Origin of the sequence: Pararhizobium sp. LjRoot235, from assembly GCF_964254145.1 — a bacterium.
GTDB lineage: Bacteria > Pseudomonadota > Alphaproteobacteria > Rhizobiales > Rhizobiaceae > Pararhizobium.
Genome location: NZ_CAXUSP020000002.1, coordinates 1 through 18,511 on the forward strand (window position 1 = coordinate 1; position 18,511 = coordinate 18,511).

Consider the following 18,511-nt stretch of genomic DNA (forward strand, 5'->3'; position numbering starts at 1 on the left):
CACCGCGGCGTCGTTGGCGCCGTGAATGGTGACGACGATGTCTCGACTTGCCGTACCGTCGGCGGACCACACCGTCAGCTTCTCGGTCACCACCTGCCCCGCGGTAAGCGCACGCGTCGTCGCGCGGGCGTTGTCGAGCGCGTAGGTCCACGCTCCCGTCGTCGCGTCGAAGCTGAAGCTGCCGTAGGTACCACAGAGCCCACCTTCTTGGGGCGCCTGGAAATGGCTCTCGCCCGCATCGACATCATAGACTGCGACCGTGCCGGAGGCGGTCGGCGAGCCGTAATCAGCATCGTTGATGCCGCCCGCTTCGGTCACGGCCCCGATGGAAGCACCACCGATCGTCGCCGCATCGTTCTGGCCGATGAGATCCAGTGTTACTTTCGCATAGCTGAGCGTGCCGTTTGCGAGCCGGATCGAGTAATAGAACGAGTCCTGAATATGATCGTCCGCAGTCAGCGAATTGACGCTTCGGGCGCTATAGGGCGAATTCGAACCGTCGTCGATCCTGTATTCGATCTTCCCATTGTAAATTCGAATCCAATTTCCTTCTGCGGTTTTCTCCCATCCCGTCGTCACATTGCTCTTCAACAATTCGGACATGAAATCGGAGCCGCCGTCGTCGATTGACCAGAGCGTTTTCGCTTTCCCGCCAAGATCGTTTGACGTCACATCCAGGGTGATGGTGTGAGTGTCCACATTGTAGAGGCTGGAGGCCAGCAGTTGCTCTTCAGTCCATTCATAGACGTCGCCCTGCGCCTGTGGAGTGTTGTTGAAGGATGTGGTGCTTCCACCTCCTGTGGTCTGCGTAGCCATGAGATCCCCCTTACCTATCGTGTTCTGCGCCGAGGTGCTGTGATTTCACGTTCCAGTAGCGGCGGCCCGCCCCTTGTTGCGGCCGTCAACCCAATATGCCGTTGTTTGAAAATCTCGCGCGCACGCGCAAACCGCGTCGCAATGCGGCTCTTGCATGCCTGCCTGGAGCGCCCAGGCGACGTCCTGGGAACGCGGGACCATCGCATCCGCGTCGCCTGTTTCGTCGGGGCCTGTTTGGTCGTGGATTGGCGAAATTCGTCGCGAGACAAATCGCGTTCACGAAGGAGGGTGGGAAACCGGCCAACCGCGACCTGCTCCCCACCAATCAAAGCCGGCGCGCCCTCCTCAGGCGATACTACTCTACACACGCCTGCTCCTCCCCGGACAGCGCAATTAAACGGCTGGTCCGAAATACTTTGCCAAATTTATTTTGGTTTCCCCTCAGTGGCTTTTCAAACTAACGCGTCAGCGGTCAATTAGAAAACTATCTTTTGGCGCACTACTCTACTGCAAACGAAGTAGGGGTAGCATGTCTTCTAAAAATCAATCTTTTGTACATCGATTCAACTTACAGGTTCTCTATATTGGATAGCTTTCAGCTTGTCGTTATCACTGCATCCGGAAAGTTGTCGCCACGTGCATATCTTCCTGCGAGCTAGCCCCAGCACGGCTGCCTGGGTCGACGGGCCAGGGCCTACCGCTCGCCGCACGTTATTTCGCAAACACGATCAAATCTTTCGACGTCGCCGCGAGAGCCGCTTAAGCATTGGCCGCTTTCAGCCGCCACTGCATTGAACCGCCTGATCCAAATTGTGGGCCTGCGGTTGAATCCCCTCAAAGCGCGTAGGTGTGCTGTTGGCGAAAGTGGCCACACCACGAACCGGAGACGAAGCAGCTTAGGAAACCGCAGACCGCCTCGACCTCAGCGGCCTCGGTTGGGCTGTCGAATCAAGGACAGATAGGGGCAGGCGGACGGCGTGCCGATCGGCTTTCGCGTTGACAGATCGTAGCAGCGCTTTACTCCGCAGCATCAAGGCAAGAGCGCGCTTGCCGCCCGCCGATGATTGGCAGACGCGAGTTTAGGGCCATCGCTATACCAAACGATAGACGCCTCGATAGTCCCGCTTTGCTAGGCAGCATGTGCACCCATGGCACAAAGCCAGCATTTCCTAGCGACGAGAAGATTCAAATGACACGTTTCCTTTCCATCCTTGCTCTTTGCGGCGTTGCCGCCCTGCCATCGTCGGTTCTTGCCGCTACGAGCAGTGCTTCCTTCAATGTGCGGATTACGATCACCAGCGCCTGCTCGCTTGCGGCCAGCGACCTGATATTTCCGACCACTGGTTTGCTTGCCACCGGCGTCTCAGGCTCCACGTCGCTGAATGTGACGTGCACGAATACCACCCCCTATAGCGTCGGAATCGATAAGGGCCTGAACGGCGCAAGTGTCACCTCCCGTCAAATGATTGGCGGCCCATCGAACGAACTGGTCAGCTATCAGCTCTGCCGGGATGCGGCGTGCGCGACCAATTGGGGGAACACGATCGGCACCGATACGCTCAGCGGCACTGGGACCGGGGCGAGTCAGAGCGTCACTGTCTATGGTCTTGTGCCGGCGCAGACGACCCCCGCGCCCGGTGTCTATGCCGACACCGTACAGGTGCAGCTGACCTACTAATCCCGGTTCAGGATTCGACCGATGAAGTGGTTTTTCAGTAGCCTTGCGGCCGCTATGGTTTTTTATTGCGCCATGACCGCGGCGGCGGCGGCTGCTTCCCTCCAGGTAGCACCTGTGCTTCTCGACGTCGCCGCACCTGGTGCGGCGACATCGGCGACTGTGCGCAATCTGGGAAGTGAGCCCATCAATGTTCAGGTCCGCGCCTTTCGTTGGGTCCAACGAGACGGGGCGGAACGCTTGGAGCCGACCAACGCGGTTGTGGCTAGCCCGCCGTCTCTTCAGCTGCCAGCCGGCCAGGATTATCTCGTCCGAATTGTTCGCACGGCGAAGAACCCCGTTCAGGGCGAAGAGGACTATCGCCTCGTCGTCGATGAATTGCCATCTGCGCCGCGCCGCGCCGGGACGGTTGCGGTAGTCGTGCGCCACGTCATACCGATGTTCTTTCATCAATCTGACCTTGGTCCCGCCGATGTCGAATGGAACTTGCTTCGCGCCCCTCACGGTTACGTACTGCAGGCCAAGAACCGCGGTGCGACTTATCTTCGGGCTGCCTCGGTCAGTGTTATCGATGGGGCAGGGAGATCGATGCCTTTTGGAAAGGGTCTCCTGGGTTACATATTGCCGGGTTCGACAATGCAGTGGCCCGCTGGCGTCTCAGCGCAGAAATTTACTCCCGGCAAGGCTGTAACCGTCCGAGGGCAGTCACAGATCGGTGCTCTCGAAGCTTCGGCATCAGTCAAAGCGCGACCTTGAGGGGTGACGGTCGTCTTAATCGGATCCTTCACGCAGTGCGCCGGTTGCTCATACTCTGCGTTGCATTCGCCTTTCTTCCACTGGTTGGGGCAAGTGCAGAAGACCGGGAATTGCAGCTCGAGGTATTTCTCAGAGGTCAACCCACAGGTCTCATTGGAGCTTTCCGCGAGGAAGACCGGAGCCGGCTTAGTGCCACACGCCGAGAGTTGGAAGAGCTTGGCGTTAAAGTTCCGCCCAATTACAAAAGCGGCGATCCAGTTTTCCTTTCGGATCTTACTGGGTTGCGGTACCAGTTCGATGAACCGGCGCAGACGATTGACATCGACTTGCCCGAAAGCATGCGCTTGCCGAAGACCTATCATGCCCAGCCTGTCCGTGACCGGATTGCGGTCAGCCCACCCGGAGTCGGAGCGTTGATAAACTACGATCTTTACGGATCGAGCGGCGGCAAATCCGTGTCTAATTGGAACTTCCAAGGGCTATCCGCAGCTCTTGATGCGCGGCTTTTCAGCGCGTTCGGCATCGCCTCGCAAACAGCTGTTGTCACCTCGGACACATTCACGACGTCAGGTGACAAGGTTCTGCGCCTCGATTCAAGATGGAGTTATTCGGATCCCGAACGTCAGCTCACCTATACTGCTGGCGATACCATTTCCAGCAGTATGGCTTGGACCCGTCCCGTGCGCTTTGGTGGTTTTCAGGTACAGCGCAATTTCGCTTTGCGGCCGGATCTTATCGCCTTGCCATTGGCAAGTGTCAGCGGCAGCGCGGCGGTACCCTCAACCGTCGACGTTTATATCAACGGTGTGAAGAATGTCTCTCAGGAAGTTGCCAGCGGCCCATTCAGTATCACCGATCTTCCGGTTGCCAGCGGCCAGGGCGACGCCAGGGTTGTGGTTCGCGACGCCACCGGACGGGAAACCGAGACCACGCAGCCGTTCTTTGTTTCTGGCAATCTGCTGCGGAAGGGGTTTCTCGATTTTTCGGCCGAAGTAGGCTTTCCGAGACTTTACTACGGCGCGCTATCCAACGAGTATTCTGGGGAGCTCGCTGGGTCAGCCAGCCTTTCTTACGGCCTGACTGACCGGTTCACCTTACAAGCTCATGCCGAGGGGACGCCCAAGCTTGCCAATGGTGGACTCGGCGCTGTATTCAACCTCGCCGACAGGGCGCTCGTCAGTGGCGCCGGTGCTGTCAGCTATTACGAAGATGGATACGGCGGGCTTGCCTTTGGCTCGATCGAGACCAAGGTCGGCGATATTTCTATATCCGCATCGGCCATGCGGACGTTCGGAAAATATGAGGACGTAGCGTCCGTCACGGCGCAGTCCGCGCTCCTGAGCTCGTCAACCAACAGTCTTGGTTATCTGCGCACAAATACACGACCGTCTCGCGCCCTTGATCGCGTCTCGGCCGGGATGCCGCTATCGTTCGCCGAAGGCTCATTGAATTTCAGCTACATCAGGAATGTGTCGGCCGATGGAGATTCAGATCACATCCTGTCCGTTGGATATTCGCGCCAAATACTTGGCAACGCAGCGCTTTTTGTAAATTTTTGGACGGATATCGGCGACAACAAGAATTCGGGAATCATGGCAGGCGTGAGCGTGCCCATCGGTGGGGGCGTGTCTTCTTCCCTTGATGGTGGCCGCGATGAAAACGGCGCCTACATGACAACGGAGGTCGTCAAGCCTGTCGGCCAGGAGCCTGGCAGCCTTGGATGGCGATTGCGCGGTACGGAAGGAGCTGAAAAACATCGATCCACAAGCCTCGGCTATCGGACCAATCACGGACAGGTGGACGTTGCTGCAGAGGAATATGACGGTGACTATTACGCCCGTGGCGAACTTCAAGGATCGCTTGTGGCGGCAGGCGGCGATGTATTCCTTGCGAATCGGATCGATGATGCCTTTGCCGTCGTAGATGCCGGAGCCGCCGATGTGCCGGTGCTCTATGAGAACAAACCGGTAGCGACCACAGGCTCCTCCGGGAAGGCTCTTGTCACGCGACTGCGCTCGTACGAGCACAATAAGATTGCAATTGATCCAGCCAAGTTGCCGATCAACGCCACCATTGGGAAAACCGAGGAGACAGTGGTTCCCGCCGATCGGAGCGGTGTGATCGTGGATTTCGGCGTAGATACCAAACCGCAGTCCGCGATCGTCCTCCTCAACGCACCGACAGGCGAACCGCTAAGAGCGGGGCTCACGGGCCAGACGGGCGCCGGCCAGACGTTCGTGGTCGGCTATGATGGGCGCGCCTTTATTACGAAACTGCAGGCAAAAAACGAGCTGACGGTGGAACTGGCAGAGGGTGTCTGCCATGCGGTCTTCTCCTATGCGCCCAAAGGCGATCAGCAGGTATCAATTGGACCAGTGATATGCGAATGAAAACTTTGACGCGAATTTTGCTTTTCCCAGCCGCGCTGTTCATTCTGAAACCCGGTGAAGCACGGGCAGCCTTGAGTTGCGCCACGAACGCTGGAACGCTGCAGTTCGGCAGCGTGACTGTGACCACCGGAAGTTCAGCGACCACAACCAATACGGTAACACTCAGCTGCAGCGGAGTCACGTCAGCCACCACGGCTTATGTTTGCGTCGGCATTGCCGCGGACCCGAACGGCTTGGCCACAAGTGCCACAAATCGCTATCTCGCCAGCGGTTCAAATCGGTTAGCCTATGGCACGTATACGGACGCGACCTACACGACCGGCTGGGGATCGTGGAGTTGGGCCTCGGGCGGGTCCTCGGGTAAAGTATACAGCGTTGCGGTCCCCGCAAATGGAACGGGAACCGCGAGCGTAACGGCCTATGCCCGCCTTGGTGGCAGTCAGACCTTCGTCGCGGGATCATACAGCGGCTTCATGCGCATTCAGACGGCGGTGCCCAGTACCACCGCTATTACGCGCTGCGATGGACAGACCAGCGCAGGTACCGCCAATGCCTTCGCAACGGCAACAGTGGCCGCGAGCTGTATGATCACGGCAAGCGATCTGAATTTCGGCAGTGTAGGACTGCTGGCAAGCGAAGTCACAGGCTCGACGAGCCTGGCGGTCACCTGCACAAGCGGTACAGCTTACACAATTGGTCTGAATAACGGCCTCACTGGAACCGGCCCCACGCAGCGAAAGATGACCAACGGCGCGGTATCTGTCACATACGGTCTCTACCGCGACGCCTCTGGGACGCTGCCATTCGGCAACACGAGCGGCACTAACACCTATTCCGGTAGTGGATCGGGCGTTTCCCAAGCGGTAACGGTCTACGGTCGTGTTCCTGTACAAACGTCGGCGACGCCGGGGTCCTATTCCGACACTATCGTTGCGACGGTGACCTACTGATGGTCGCCGATAGATCGACGCTACGCGATCTGCGCCGAATCCATCTCTGCCCAACCAGGCATCCGACCCGAGACACACGGTCTGCGATAAACCGGTCTGCTCGCGTTGCCCTGGAGGACAGATGACATTCACGCCTATGCGACGGGAGGTATTTTGGTTGGGGGCATGAACAAGCGGGCAGAGGTCTATACAACCTTCAGCATGTGCTCGATGGTCGCGGCGATAAATGCCAGGCGGGCCTCATCGGCGGACATCTTGCGCTCCATCGCCAGCCGGCAGCAAAGCTTAGCGTTCAAGTAAAGACCGTCCTGCGGTTCGCAGTTGAGGACTTCAAATGCTTCAAGTGGTCCGCAGATTTTGTGAACGCGTCCGTCTGGAAAAGTGATTGTGACGGGTTGCCATTCAATTTCGGTAGGTTTGGGGATTTCGTTCGGATGCATTGGTTCCTCCCAATCACCGTAACTCCTCTCTCCCCTGCAACGCGCTGCAACGGAATTTGTTCCTGACGACACTGCTAGCTGCACGTTTGGCCACCGACGACTCTCGACAAGACAAGATGCCCGGTGCGCCGCACGACCGCGGACATCCACCTAATCTGCCGGACGTCAACTCGCCAAAATTAGCGATCGACCACTCTATCAGTAATAGCTAAATTAGTATTGCCGTCGCCTTAGGGGAAACCGGCCCGGCTTTTATAGCGAAAGCGTTTTTGACGTACCTGTTTGAGAGATTTTAATCTGTTCTGCGTTTTTCTCGACCAATTGTAACCCGTCACCTTTTTGGGTGGCGGGTTCTTTGGTCGGTCCGATGGTATCGATCGGCATTGGTCACTGCCCGGTCGCCACCTACTACGCCCGCGAGCCGGCGCTTTTCAGCTTTCCCTTTTGCCATTGGTGCCAGCCTTTGGCCGCGCTTTATCGCAGGCTCTGCCCTTGGTGGCAAAGGCCGGCGGCCGCCTCATCGCTCTCGATGATGCCCCTCTCGAACTTGAAGAATGGCGGGCGACCAATATGCTAATCATCGAGTTCCCTGACATGGATGCCATCCGCAGGCTCTTTGCGTCAGCCGAATACGCGCTGCTCGCACACCAGCGGCAGGCTGCGGTAGGTTCGCGGATCATTGCCCTGCGCGGCGTGTAACGCCATTCGAAGGAGCAAGATCCCGACGGCATTCGTACGCGGACCGCAGAACCATCCCGATGATCAAAGCAGAATTGGGATATCGAAGGGCAGGCAGAACGTGCCCGTTTCGCCTGACCCTCGGAGCGAATGTTGCGTTGGGCGAGGCCGCCTTTCCGTCGGTGACAGTGGGTAAATGCGTCCCCTACCTACGCACCACGACTGGCACAAACTCAAGCGTCGAGGCGGGCTCATTCCGATCTTTTGCGGACCGTCTCAACCGTTAGCGACACTTCCGGAAGCGGTCGCAATAGTTCCGCTTCCGGTTTCTCGAGCTCGATCCATGCCCACCAGTTTTCCGATTGAAGCGCGACGACTTTCCTCGGCGATCTCGGTCACGAGCGCCATGCCTTTCAGATTTTCGGCGCAAACGGGAGCTATGTCGCGCGAGACGTTCTCTTTCTGGAGAAGCTAACCGAAGTGCATCACGTCGTCGGGAACCGTATTGGGGTCTGTTTGTAAGCGTCACTTTCTGACGCCTGTGATGGGATCACCTGTCGAAGCGAATCTAGTCAGGGGTGATTGCTGCTTAAGCGAACGCCAGGTCCGCCTGATCCTGAATAGTCTCCATCGATGAAGATGACGCCTGCGCTTTCGAGCGCCTCCCGGATGTCTGCAACGGTACGCGACTTAAGCTCCTCGCCGCGCTCAAGCCGGACAACGGTATTCGTGGAAACGCTGGCGGCCCCCGCAAGCTCCTTCACCGTCCACCTCAGCGCGACACGTGCCATCTTGCATTGAGCTGGATCCAAAATCGCCACCACATGTCGTTTTCGCCTTGACGTGGCGATTTATAGGTTGTAGATACGGTTCAGCCTGCAACAGGGCGCTGAAACGATTCGCGGAAAGCATAATAGCTTCGGTCCGGGAGCGCGAGCTACCGCGCGCGTTGCTTCGTCGGTGCTGATCCACTCAACCTCACTCTCCGGGCAAGTCGGCCTCATGGAACTGCGCCAACTCACCTACTTCGTCGCCGTCGCAGAGGAACTCCATTTCGGCAACATTATTGATATTGGCCGCTCGCTCGTCCGGCAGCGAAGGCCACCTGCACCAGAACTTTCGGGAGACGACGATGCCGCGCAATCCGTTCCGGTCGAAGAGACCGCAGCAAACAAGCCCTCGGCCCACTGATCAAGGCAATCCGGCTGATGACGCCATCATCAACCAGGCACGCGCGCTCTATGGCAGTGAAGCAGCGACCGCGGTCGCCTACTGTGGGCTGGCGGCCTGGTTCGAGGATGAGGAGGCAGAGTTTCACCGCTTCGCGCGAATGGTTCGGAGGCTCAGGAACTAGAGGGCTGCAAATCGTCTTCCGGCATGGCGAACCCCGCTATGCAGCTCTTGACCTGGAGCCCTCCGAGGAATGAGCTAGGTACGCGTCCGGACTCCGCTCGAAACCGTTGTCAGTATCGCGGCGACGATGATGACGGCTCCCGTCGATGCTTGGACATAGAAGGATGGAACCTGAGCCAGCGTCAGCAGATTGTTGATGACGCCGATCAAAAGCACGCCGCTTACGAGATGACGGTACCCCGGCCACCACCAAAGCTCGCTAGGCTCAGAGTTGTCAATCTCAAGGCTAGACATAAAAAGTTCCATGATAGAACCTAGTTGATATGTTATATCATACCGTATGGGCTGAGCTTGGTAAAGAGAACACTGGTGCTTTCGCGAGCCGCTTTCACTCACTTCGTGACGCTCAAAGCGGGGTTTGCCTACAAGCATGCCAAGATTGCCACCCCCCTGCAAACATGTTCGCAGAGCCAAGCGGCCGTTCTGCCGACCTTCCCAGTTATCGAGCCCGATATAACGGACTCGTGTGGCCGAAAGCTGCGAGATCAGGGCCACGATCGGAATACCACGCTCTTCTAGGGCTGTGACAGTCTGCATGACTATCGGGTGGACTACTGAGACGACCGCAATGGCATTGCAGTTGTCGGCAAGCAACAGCATGTCATCAGCGATACTCTGAGGGGAAGTGTCTTCTGTAATCTTTATTCGGACGTCAATCTCGGCGTCGATAACAAGTTCAGCCGCTGTCTGAAGAGCTCCCGCCATGTCCACATAGAGGAACTGCGAAGTCTGAGGAAGCAGAAAGCCAAATTTGTACTTTGACCTTCCCGCCCCGGTTGCCCTCGACCGCTTGTATGCCTATGAAGCCTAATTCGTGCGCGACATCTTTAACGCGCTGAGTGGTGCCGGGTTTCACGCTAGCTGATCCAGCGAGCACCCGATTGGCGGTCGCAATCGATACTCCAGCCGCATTGGCTAGATCGCGAATGGTGGGACGTGACAAGTAAATCTCCGTTCAGCCAACGAGCAAGCGACGCTCACGTCCACATGCTTTCGGGGGTAAGGATGTCAAAAGGAACAATCCGCTGTTCGATCGACGCTGCATCTCTTCGTTCGATCAACCGCAACATGACGTCGATGAGTTCCCGGGGCATTCTTTCCAGGGGATGGCACAGCGACGCGGTGATCAAACCCTCGCTCAGCCCTTTACGCGTTTCCGGCCCGATATCGCTACAAACGATCCGGATCTTGCGTTGCTGCTCCGGTAACAGCTCGCGCAAAGCTCTCAAAACCCCCGAAATTCCGCCGCCATTAACAAAAATGCCTCTGAGGTCCGGTTCTTCGTCTATCAACCTGCGAACAATAGCATAAGCGTTTTCCGGAACCTCGTGGGTAAGAAGAGTTTCGCTGACATGAATTTCGGGCGCATGCTCACGCATGTACGACCGGAAGCTTGCATCCGCTATGTCCTGGCATTGATACCGATTACTTCCGACGAGGGGAACGACCGTGCCGGGACCGTCGGTCGTCTGGCTGATGAACCAGGCGGCGGTTCGGCCCCTCTTCCAGTTGTCGGTGCCCACAAAGCCCGCCCGACTGGCTGCCGAGAGGTCGGTAACATAGGCAACCACAGGGATACCTCTGGCGCGCAACTCGTCTATTGCCTGACTAACCAGCGGATGATCAGCCGTTATTACCGCAATGGCGTCGGCCGATTCACCCATCTTCAGCAGATTCATGGAGACTGCTTCGGGAGAAAGATCGTCCTCGAAGACGACTTCGGGCTTGATGACGGCGTCACTGCGGAGCGTGGATGCGGAAGTGATCCCTTCTGCCCACAACTGGTACAGCGGCCGATGCGACTGCTGCATTAGGAAGGCAAGCCGACGATGCGGCAGGTTCTGACGCTTGCGTTGGCGTAACGCGCCAAGCCCATAGAATCCGATTTTATCAGCGGCATCCAGAATTCGGTCAATCGTTTCCGCCCGCACTGTTCCCGTTCCGTGCAAGAGCCGGTTGAGAGTGGAAAGACTCACATTCGCAGTCTTTGCCAGATCATTCATCGTCGGTCTGTTCATCTTCCAACATCCCCGTGAATGTCATTCGTGAATGACATGTTTTGGAATAAAAAAACGCATTCAAAATGAAGTAGGTTCCATTTTGACACCTCTCACGTTACACATAAATACGCATTTTGTGGAGCCATCTGATGATGGGAAATGGGAGGAAGAAATGGGACGTTTGAAGCACTTCTGTGCGGCATTACTGGCGACGACCGTGTTGGCTTTTGCCGCCGGGTCGGTCTCGGCTGCAAATATCGCCGTCGTCGGCGGAAAGAATGACGACGCTTTCTGGAACATTATCAAGAAGGGTGTCGACGACGCTCGCCTGATCGTCGAGGCGAATGGCGGAACGGTGAACTACCTTCGTCTTCAGAGCTACGATAACTTCGCCCCCGACGTCGTGCAGCTCATCCAGACGGCGATCAGCCAGAAGGTCGATGGGCTCGTTATTCCGAACTGGGTTCCGGAAGGGGAGGATCCGGCCATCAAGGAAGCGATCAAGGCGGGCATCAAGGTCATCCTGATGAATGCCGGTGGACATGAAAAGGCGAAGGAACTTGGCGCCATCAACTATGTCGGCTCGGATGAATACATTGCGGGCGTCGCAGGTGGCGAGTACTTCTCGAAGCAGGGCAAGAAAAATGTGCTCTGCGTGAACACTGTTCCCGGGGCCGCCAATCTGGAAGCTCGCTGCAAGGGTGTGATCGAGGGAATTGCGAAGGCCGGCGGCACCGCCAAGCAATTGCCATTGCCGGCGACGAGTTTTGGCGATGCTACCGCGGTTGCCGAAGCCATCAAGGCGACATTGCTTCAGGACGCCAGTATTGATGGTGTGATTACCATCTCCGCCGGAGATGCGGACTCTGCCGCCATCGGTGTTATGCAGGCCGGCAAGACTGAAACGGTTCTTCTCGGAACTTTCGACCTCAACCAGTCGGGTCTCGACCGTATCAAGGACGGGACGCAGGGCTTTGCAATTGACCAGCAACCCTATCTTCAGTCTTATCTGGCGGTCACTCTTCTGTCCTCCGCCATAGACTTTGGAACCGATCTCCCAACGGCGCCGGTCCTGACCGGGCCTGGCATCGTTGACAAGTCCAACATCGACGCCACTTTGGCTGGTGTCTCGAAGGGCGCCCGATAAGAAGCTCTTCTTCGCCTCGATCCGCGGCTTTGCCGCGGATCGAGAGCCGCGCTCGCGAACTCGTGAAGCTGCAAGGGCGCTGGACGATGCTGCCCGTTCCAAGCTTCCGGACAACACTGGAGTGAAACACGTGAAAAATTTCCCTGTGGGCGATCTTCTTCGTCGCCCGGAATCTGGCGCCTTTCTTGGTCTTGTATTCGTGCTCGTCTTCTTCGTTGTCTTCGGCAGCGTCGAATTCCTGAAGCCTGCCGGTGCCGCAAGCTGGCTGAACGTTGCCGCCAATCTCGGTATCGTCGCAATCCCGGTCGGACTTCTCATGATCTCCGGCGAATTGGACATTTCAATTGGTGCGATGATCCCCGCGGGGGCTCTGACCGTCGCGATCATCTCCGGCTACTACGGCTTGCCGATTTGGCTTGGTGTCGTCGGATCGCTTACGCTCGGTTTGGTTGTCGGTCTCATCAACGGCTTTTTGGTCATACGCACCGCAGTGCCATCGCTGATCGTCACGCTCGGGACACTTTTTGCCGTGCAAGGGCTGATACTGGGCTGCTCCGTCTTTCTTACGGGAACGACCAGCGTGGCGTTGAGCCCGGCCCAATCCGGCGCTGTCGCTAAGGCCCTGTTCGGCCAATTCATCGGCGGAAGTTTCCAGGTAACCATCATCTGGTGGATGGTTCTGACGGCGATCTATGTCTTCTACGTCCACTATTCACCCTTCGGAAGCTGGCTTTTCGCCCTGGGTGGCGACAAGGTGAGCGCCCGCAATGCGGGCATCCCGACAGACAAACTGACGGTGACGCTATTCGTACTATCGTCGGTGAGTGCTGCCTTTCTCGGAATGTGTCAGGCGATCCTGTTCAACGTCGCCCAGGTCTCGGCCGGCATGACATTCATCTTCAACTCGATCATCGCGGTCGTGGTGGGCGGCGTGTTGCTGACGGGCGGTTTCGGCTCGGTTGTCGGCATTTTTCTGGGCACGATTACATTCGCCATCGTCAACCAGGGCATCTATTTCACGTCCTTCGACCGCAATTGGTCGAGCCTCATCATCGGTGTCATGTTGCTGCTGGCGGTGCTGATGAACAATACGTTCCGCATTATGGCCCTGACCTATTCCCCGAAGAAGAAGTGAGGACAGACGATGACCATGCCAATCCTTGAACTGAGAAACGTCAACAAGTCTTTTGGCCCGATCGATGTCCTTCACGATATCTCGATGAAGGTGCATGCGGGGGAGGTGCTGTGCCTCCTGGGGGACAACGGAGCAGGCAAATCCACGCTCATCAAGACGCTGGCGGGCGTCTACAAGCCCAATTCGGGCGAGGTGCTGATGGACGGAAATCCGGTCGATTTCGGCGGCCCGCGCGATGCGCAGCGCATGGGCATCTCCACCGTGCATCAGTTTGGCGGAACATTCCCGCTGATGAGCATCGGCCGCTCGTTCTTCATTGGTGCGGAGCCCACCAAGGGCTTCGGCCCCTTCAAGGTCTACGATCGCAAGAAAGCCAACGAAATTGCTGTAAAGGCGGTGCAGGGATTCGGCATCACCCGTATTGATGACGGAGACCGACTGATTGGCGGTCTTTCGGGCGGTGAGCGACAGTCTCTGGCGATAGCCCGCGCCGTGCACTTCGGTGCACGCGTCCTGATCCTTGACGAACCAACGGCAGCATTGGGCGTCAAGCAGGCATCTCACGTTCTGCGAATCGTGCTGGAGGCGAGGAGGCGAGGGATCGCCGTGATCTTCATTACCCACCAGGTTACCCATGCCATCGCGGTTGGCGACCACTTCGCAGTCCTGATCCGGGGTGCAGTCGCTGCCAATTTCCGCAAGGGCGAAAGGTCGCGCGAGGAGATCACCGATTTGATGGCGGGCGGCGAAGCTTTGGCGGATTTGGGTGCCGAGGTGGAGAGCTACATGGCGAGCCATCACGGCCATCCGCCGCCGGTGCCGTCAAAGTGAAAAAAGAAAGATAACGGAGTAAGACCGATGAAGATTGCCCTCGACCCTCACATGCACCGGTTCACCAGCCTAGAGGAATTGCCGGCGAAGGTTGCCGAGCTCGGCTATGAGTGGATCGAACTGTCGCCGCGTGCGGATTTTCTTGAATGGTTCAAGGCGCCGCGTGTGTTTCCAGAACGAATCCGATCTTTCAAGAAGGCGCTCGCTGCTGAGAACGTAAAGATCGCCTCGCTTCTGCCGATGTATCGCTGGGCGTCGAATGACGAAGCAGAGCGACAGGCCGCGGTCAAGCACTGGAAACGTGCCATTGAGATTGCGATCGAACTGGAAGTCGACACGATGAATTCAGAGTTCGGCCGCGGTCCGCATCCCGACAAGGGCTCCTGCTACTGCTGCCACACGGGTTCGATGATCGAGGCCTGCGAGGACGCCTGGTGGCGTTCGATGGAGGAACTCGTCCCGATCTTTGAACGCGAAGGTATTAACCTGCATGTGGAGCCGCATCCGGAGGACTGGTGCGAGACGTTGCAGCCGGCGCTCGATATCATCCGGACGGTCAATTCGAAGAATGTGAAGTTCCTCTATTGTGCGCCGCATACCTTCTATTTCGGGGACGATACCAAAGCCATGCTGCGTGAGGCGAAGGATGTGCTGGCACATGTGCATGTCGGCGATACGTTCAATCACAAGGCAAGCTCGGGGCTGCGCTATATCCTGAACCCGCCCGGCACCCAGGCGCGAGTGCACCAGCATCTCAATATCGGCCAGGGCGAGGTCCCGTGGGACGACTTCTTCGGCACGCTCGCCGAGATTGGCTTTGACGGCATCATGACCTCTTGCGTCTTCGCCTGGGAAGATCGAGCTGATGAGTCAAGCAAGTTCATGCGCAATAAAATGCAGGAGTATATCGACCGCTATTTCAAGAAGTAATGCACGCTCTAGCGGCGAGAACCAGAGCACACGACAGAAACCGAGAAATGTAACGGAGATGCCGCCGAATGGGCGGCCTCCGGCAGGATAGTTATTGCCTCGACAAGGCGCCAGCAAACGAATGGACGCCCGGGGCTTCAATTGAAGAGGTTACCGAGATGATCAACGGAGAACGACTGATTTCGCGCCCACTGCGCTGGGGAATGGTCGGTGGCGGCCGCACCGGACAGGTGGGTTACAAGCACCGTACGGGGGGCTTGCGCGACGGCAATTATCAACTGGTGGCTGGCGCCTTCGACCTGGATGTTGAACGAGGCCAGGATTTCGGCATCAATCTGGGCGTGGCCCTGGATCGCTGCTATCCGGACTACAAGGCCCTGATCGCAGGCGAATCCTCCCGCAAGGACGGTGTCGACGTGGTGTCGATCGCAACACCCAACTTTACTCACTACGAGATCACCAAGGCCTGCCTCGAGGCTGGGTTACATGTGATCTGTGAAAAGCCGCTTTTTTTCACTGTCGCTGAGTGCGATGAAGTCGCCAAATTGGCCGAGGAAAAGGGCCTGATTGTCGGCGTCACCTACGGCTTTACCGGACATCCGCTGGTTCACCAGATGGCGGCGATGGTCAAGAAGGGAATGCTGGGCGACATTCGCATCGTCGATATGCAATACACCCACGGCTTTAATTCCGGTGACGATGTGGGTGCCGGCGAAGCCGTCAAATGGCGCACCAATCCCAAGACCGCAGGCCCGACTTTCGTTCTCGGTGATATCGGCACGCATCTCTACTATCTTTCGGAAGTCGTGCTGCCGCACATGAAGATCGAAAAACTACTTTGCGACCGCAAGGCTTTTATCCCGACGCGTGCGCCACTCGAGGATCATGCCACCGTCCTCATGCACTACGACAACGGTGCGCGTGGGCGCCTCTGGGTATCGTCGGTCAATGCCGGCAACATGGGTTCCCAGCGCTACCGCTTCGTTGGTTCCAAGGCGTCGATCGAGTGGTCCGATTCCCATCCCGACCAGCTGATCTACGAGGTTCAGGGCGAACCGAACCGCACCCTGCATCATGGCATGCCCTATCTCGAAGAGGAGAGCCTTGCCGTCGATCGCATGGGGGCATTGCATACTGAAGGGCTCGGCGACAGCTGGGCAAACATCTATCTCTGGATCGCCCAGGCCATCGACGCGAAGACGCGCGGCGACGAAGCCTTCCTGAAGACCCATCACTATCCGGGCATCAAGGCCGGCACGGAAGGCGTGCGCTGGTTGGAAAACTGCGTCCGTTCGGCGGATACGGGCTCGGCCTGGATCGACTTTATATAACAGGACCGGGGGCGCGTTGGACCACCTCCCGTCCTTCTCCTGAAACGCGTCCCCACACACTTTGGAAAGATGACACAATGAAACTCGCGATTTGCACTGATGTGATGGCGAACCTCTCTTTCACGGATATGCTCGACAAATGCGTTAAGCTCGGCGTCGAGGGTATAGAAATGACCGGCGGCGGATGGTCGAGCGGCCCGCATTTCCGCGCCGACGAACTTCTGGCTGACAAGGGCTTGCTCCGGTCGAAGCTCAAGGAAATCGAAGCTCGCGGCCTGGAAATCGCCGCCCTCAATTGCTCCGCTAACCCGCTCGATCCCGGCGACATGGGCAAGCGCCATCGCGAGGAGATGGAGGAAACCATCCGGCTTGCAGGCGAGATCGGTGTAAAGAAAATCGTGACCATGTCCGGTTTGCCGGAGGCGGCCCCCGGCGACATGGTGCCGAACTGGCTCATCTACACCAAGAGTTGGCCGAACGAGATGCCGGAGCGAGATCGCTACCAGTGGGAAGACCGGGCGTTTCCGCTCTGGCACGATCTGGTGAAGCTTGCCAAGGAAGTTGGCGTCGAGAAATACGCGCTCGAAAACTTCTCGGCGATGCTCGTATGGAATCCCGAAACCCTGTTCCGCCTGCGCAACGAAGTTGGCCCGACAGTCGGCATGAACCTCGATCCGTCCCATCTCATGTGGATGGGGGCGGATCCCATCGCATCGGCACGCGCGCTCGGAGATGCGATTCATCACTGCCACGGCAAGGACACCCGCGTCGAACGCGGACTGGCCGACGTGAACGGGCTGCTCGAACTCAAGGAGGTCACTGACGTTGCCAACCGGACCTGGAACTACGTCGCAGTAGGGGCAGGCCACGATCTTCAATGGTGGAAAGAGTTCTTCTCGGTGGTTCGTATGGTTGGCTACAACGACTGGGTCAGCCTCGAAATGGAAGATTTCACGATGTCCACCGAGGCGGGCATCCAGTCTTCCATTGACGCACTTCAAGCAACAATCAGCCGATGACCGGTTTGGCGCGGGCTGCGATTGCGGCCCGTGCACCACGCCTGCGTGAGGACGACATGACCAACCCAATCACCATCACCACTGCCCCCTGCTGCTGGGGTGTCGATGACGTGAAAAACCCTCATCTCCCCCATTGGGAGAAGGTGCTGGACGAGGCGCAGGCCGCCGGCTTCGGGGGGCTGGAGCTTGGGCCCTATGGCTATCTGCCGCTTGACCTCGGCCTTGTTTCGGAAGCGCTGAACAAGCGTGACCTGAAGATTGTCGCTGGCACAATCTTTGACGATCTGGTTTCACCTTCAAATCGTGACAACCTCCTGCGCCAGACCAATGAGATCTGCGCGTTGATTACACGGTTGCCGAAGCCTGAAACCCATGCCGGCCAACGCTATCCAGCACCCTATCTGACCGTTATGGACTGGGGTCACGACGAGCGTGACTATGCTGCGGGACATTCTGACCGGGCCCCGCGCCTTGATGAAACGGCGTGGAATGGGATGGTGGAAAACATCCGCAGCATCGCAACGCTTGCGCGCGACAAATATGGCGTACGCGTCACCATCCATCCCCACGCCGGCGGCTACATCGAATTCGCCGACGAGCTGGAGCGTATCGTCAACGATATTCCTGCCGATCTGGCAGGTCTGTGCCTCGACACCGGGCATATGGCCTATTCAGGCATGGATCCTGTTGCCACCCTTCGCCGTTACTGGGATCGTGTCGATTACATTCATTTCAAAGACATAGATGCCAAAGTTTTCAAGGACGTCATGGGCGAGCGCATTCGTTTCTTCGATGCCTGCGCGAAGGGGGTCATGTGCCCGATCGGCCGTGGCTCCATCGATTACCCTGCTGTCCGGGCCCTGCTTACCGAGCTGGGCTATGGCGGATACATCACCATCGAACAAGAGCGCGACCCCCGAAACGCCGGCGGCATTCTTGAAGACCTGGCAGCCAGCCGGACCTTCCTGGCACGCACTGGCTTTTGAAGGCCTGCGAGGAG

Annotated in this window: 18 protein-coding genes and 1 pseudogene; 13 read left to right on the forward strand and 6 right to left on the reverse strand. The window is 57.7% G+C overall.

Annotation, left to right across the window (positions count from 1 at the left end; translation table 11 throughout):
* Positions 1-816, reverse strand: an 816-nt coding sequence (locus ACSQ2Z_RS20600) for a VCBS domain-containing protein (protein WP_436083149.1), incomplete at its 3' end; no start/stop codon positions are given.
* Positions 817-2,005: 1,189 nt separating this feature from the next.
* Between ACSQ2Z_RS20600 and ACSQ2Z_RS20605 the strand changes: the two genes are divergently transcribed.
* From ACSQ2Z_RS20605 to ACSQ2Z_RS20620, 4 genes are all read left to right on the forward strand, one after another.
* Positions 2,006-2,494: a Csu type fimbrial protein gene (locus ACSQ2Z_RS20605; RefSeq protein ID WP_436083150.1), complete on the forward strand. Its 489-nt coding sequence runs from the start codon at positions 2,006-2,008 to the stop codon at positions 2,492-2,494.
* Between the two features lie 21 nt (positions 2,495-2,515).
* The gene (locus ACSQ2Z_RS20610) at positions 2,516-3,247 is read left to right on the forward strand and encodes a fimbrial biogenesis chaperone (RefSeq protein ID WP_436083151.1); all 732 of its coding nucleotides are present in this window, start codon (positions 2,516-2,518) and stop codon (positions 3,245-3,247) included.
* Between the two features lie 110 nt (positions 3,248-3,357).
* On the forward strand, positions 3,358-5,637 hold the full coding sequence (locus ACSQ2Z_RS20615; RefSeq protein ID WP_436083152.1) for a fimbria/pilus outer membrane usher protein: 2,280 nt from the start codon (positions 3,358-3,360) through the stop codon (positions 5,635-5,637).
* Positions 5,634-6,587, forward strand: a complete 954-nt coding sequence (locus tag ACSQ2Z_RS20620; RefSeq protein ID WP_436083153.1) for a Csu type fimbrial protein — start codon at positions 5,634-5,636, stop codon at positions 6,585-6,587. The genes ACSQ2Z_RS20615 and ACSQ2Z_RS20620 overlap by 4 nt, the downstream gene beginning before the upstream one ends.
* Before the next feature lie 185 nt (positions 6,588-6,772).
* Here ACSQ2Z_RS20620 and ACSQ2Z_RS20625 read toward each other — a convergent pair whose 3' ends face one another.
* Positions 6,773-7,027, reverse strand: a complete 255-nt coding sequence (locus ACSQ2Z_RS20625) for a DUF982 domain-containing protein (protein ID WP_436083154.1) — start codon at positions 7,025-7,027, stop codon at positions 6,773-6,775.
* A gap of 477 nt (positions 7,028-7,504) precedes the next feature.
* Between ACSQ2Z_RS20625 and ACSQ2Z_RS20630 the strand changes: the two are divergent.
* Positions 7,505-7,726, forward strand: a pseudogene (locus ACSQ2Z_RS20630) (DUF1330 domain-containing protein); the annotation flags it as partial.
* Between the two features lie 551 nt (positions 7,727-8,277).
* Here ACSQ2Z_RS20630 and ACSQ2Z_RS20635 read toward each other — a convergent pair.
* Positions 8,278-8,496: a transcriptional regulator gene (locus ACSQ2Z_RS20635; RefSeq protein ID WP_436083155.1), complete on the reverse strand. Its 219-nt coding sequence runs from the start codon at positions 8,494-8,496 to the stop codon at positions 8,278-8,280.
* 211 nt (positions 8,497-8,707) lie between these two features.
* Between ACSQ2Z_RS20635 and ACSQ2Z_RS20640 the strand changes: the two genes are divergently transcribed.
* Positions 8,708-8,896 carry a hypothetical protein gene (locus ACSQ2Z_RS20640; protein ID WP_436083156.1) on the forward strand — a complete coding sequence of 63 codons (189 nt, stop codon included), beginning with the start codon at positions 8,708-8,710 and terminating at the stop codon, positions 8,894-8,896.
* Positions 8,897-9,133: 237 nt separating this feature from the next.
* Here the strand turns inward: ACSQ2Z_RS20640 and ACSQ2Z_RS20645 are convergent, their stop codons facing one another.
* From ACSQ2Z_RS20645 to ACSQ2Z_RS20655, 3 genes are read right to left on the reverse strand one after another with little or no spacing between them, the layout of a single operon-like run.
* Positions 9,134-9,823 (reverse strand): hypothetical protein, encoded by a 690-nt coding sequence (locus ACSQ2Z_RS20645; RefSeq protein WP_436084165.1) that lies wholly within the window; start codon positions 9,821-9,823, stop codon positions 9,134-9,136.
* Positions 9,795-10,061 carry a LacI family DNA-binding transcriptional regulator gene (locus tag ACSQ2Z_RS20650; protein WP_436083157.1) on the reverse strand — a complete coding sequence of 89 codons (267 nt, stop codon included), beginning with the start codon at positions 10,059-10,061 and terminating at the stop codon, positions 9,795-9,797. The genes ACSQ2Z_RS20645 and ACSQ2Z_RS20650 overlap by 29 nt, the downstream gene beginning before the upstream one ends.
* Positions 10,062-10,095: 34 nt before the next feature.
* Positions 10,096-11,136: a LacI family DNA-binding transcriptional regulator gene (locus ACSQ2Z_RS20655; protein WP_436083158.1), complete on the reverse strand. Its 1,041-nt coding sequence runs from the start codon at positions 11,134-11,136 to the stop codon at positions 10,096-10,098.
* A gap of 154 nt (positions 11,137-11,290) precedes the next feature.
* On the opposite strand from ACSQ2Z_RS20655, the gene ACSQ2Z_RS20660 reads away from it, so the two are divergent.
* The 7 genes from ACSQ2Z_RS20660 (at position 11,291) to ACSQ2Z_RS20690 (ending at position 18,497) form a co-directional block, all read left to right on the forward strand.
* On the forward strand, positions 11,291-12,265 hold the full coding sequence (locus ACSQ2Z_RS20660) for a sugar ABC transporter substrate-binding protein (protein ID WP_436084102.1): 975 nt from the start codon (positions 11,291-11,293) through the stop codon (positions 12,263-12,265).
* Between the two features lie 130 nt (positions 12,266-12,395).
* Positions 12,396-13,400 (forward strand): ABC transporter permease, encoded by a 1,005-nt coding sequence (locus ACSQ2Z_RS20665; protein ID WP_436083159.1) that lies wholly within the window; start codon positions 12,396-12,398, stop codon positions 13,398-13,400.
* Positions 13,401-13,409: 9 nt separating this feature from the next.
* On the forward strand, positions 13,410-14,231 hold the full coding sequence (locus tag ACSQ2Z_RS20670) for an ATP-binding cassette domain-containing protein (protein ID WP_436083160.1): 822 nt from the start codon (positions 13,410-13,412) through the stop codon (positions 14,229-14,231).
* A 27-nt stretch (positions 14,232-14,258) separates the two neighbouring features.
* Complete coding sequence (locus ACSQ2Z_RS20675) at positions 14,259-15,161, forward strand: sugar phosphate isomerase/epimerase family protein (RefSeq protein ID WP_436083161.1); 903 nt, start codon at positions 14,259-14,261, stop codon at positions 15,159-15,161.
* Positions 15,162-15,319: 158 nt separating this feature from the next.
* The gene (locus ACSQ2Z_RS20680; protein ID WP_436084103.1) at positions 15,320-16,492 is read left to right on the forward strand and encodes a Gfo/Idh/MocA family protein; all 1,173 of its coding nucleotides are present in this window, start codon (positions 15,320-15,322) and stop codon (positions 16,490-16,492) included.
* A 77-nt stretch (positions 16,493-16,569) separates the two neighbouring features.
* Positions 16,570-17,511 (forward strand): sugar phosphate isomerase/epimerase family protein, encoded by a 942-nt coding sequence (locus tag ACSQ2Z_RS20685; RefSeq protein WP_436083162.1) that lies wholly within the window; start codon positions 16,570-16,572, stop codon positions 17,509-17,511.
* Between the two features lie 56 nt (positions 17,512-17,567).
* Positions 17,568-18,497: a TIM barrel protein gene (locus tag ACSQ2Z_RS20690; protein WP_436083163.1), complete on the forward strand. Its 930-nt coding sequence runs from the start codon at positions 17,568-17,570 to the stop codon at positions 18,495-18,497.
* Positions 18,498-18,511 lie beyond the last annotated feature (14 nt).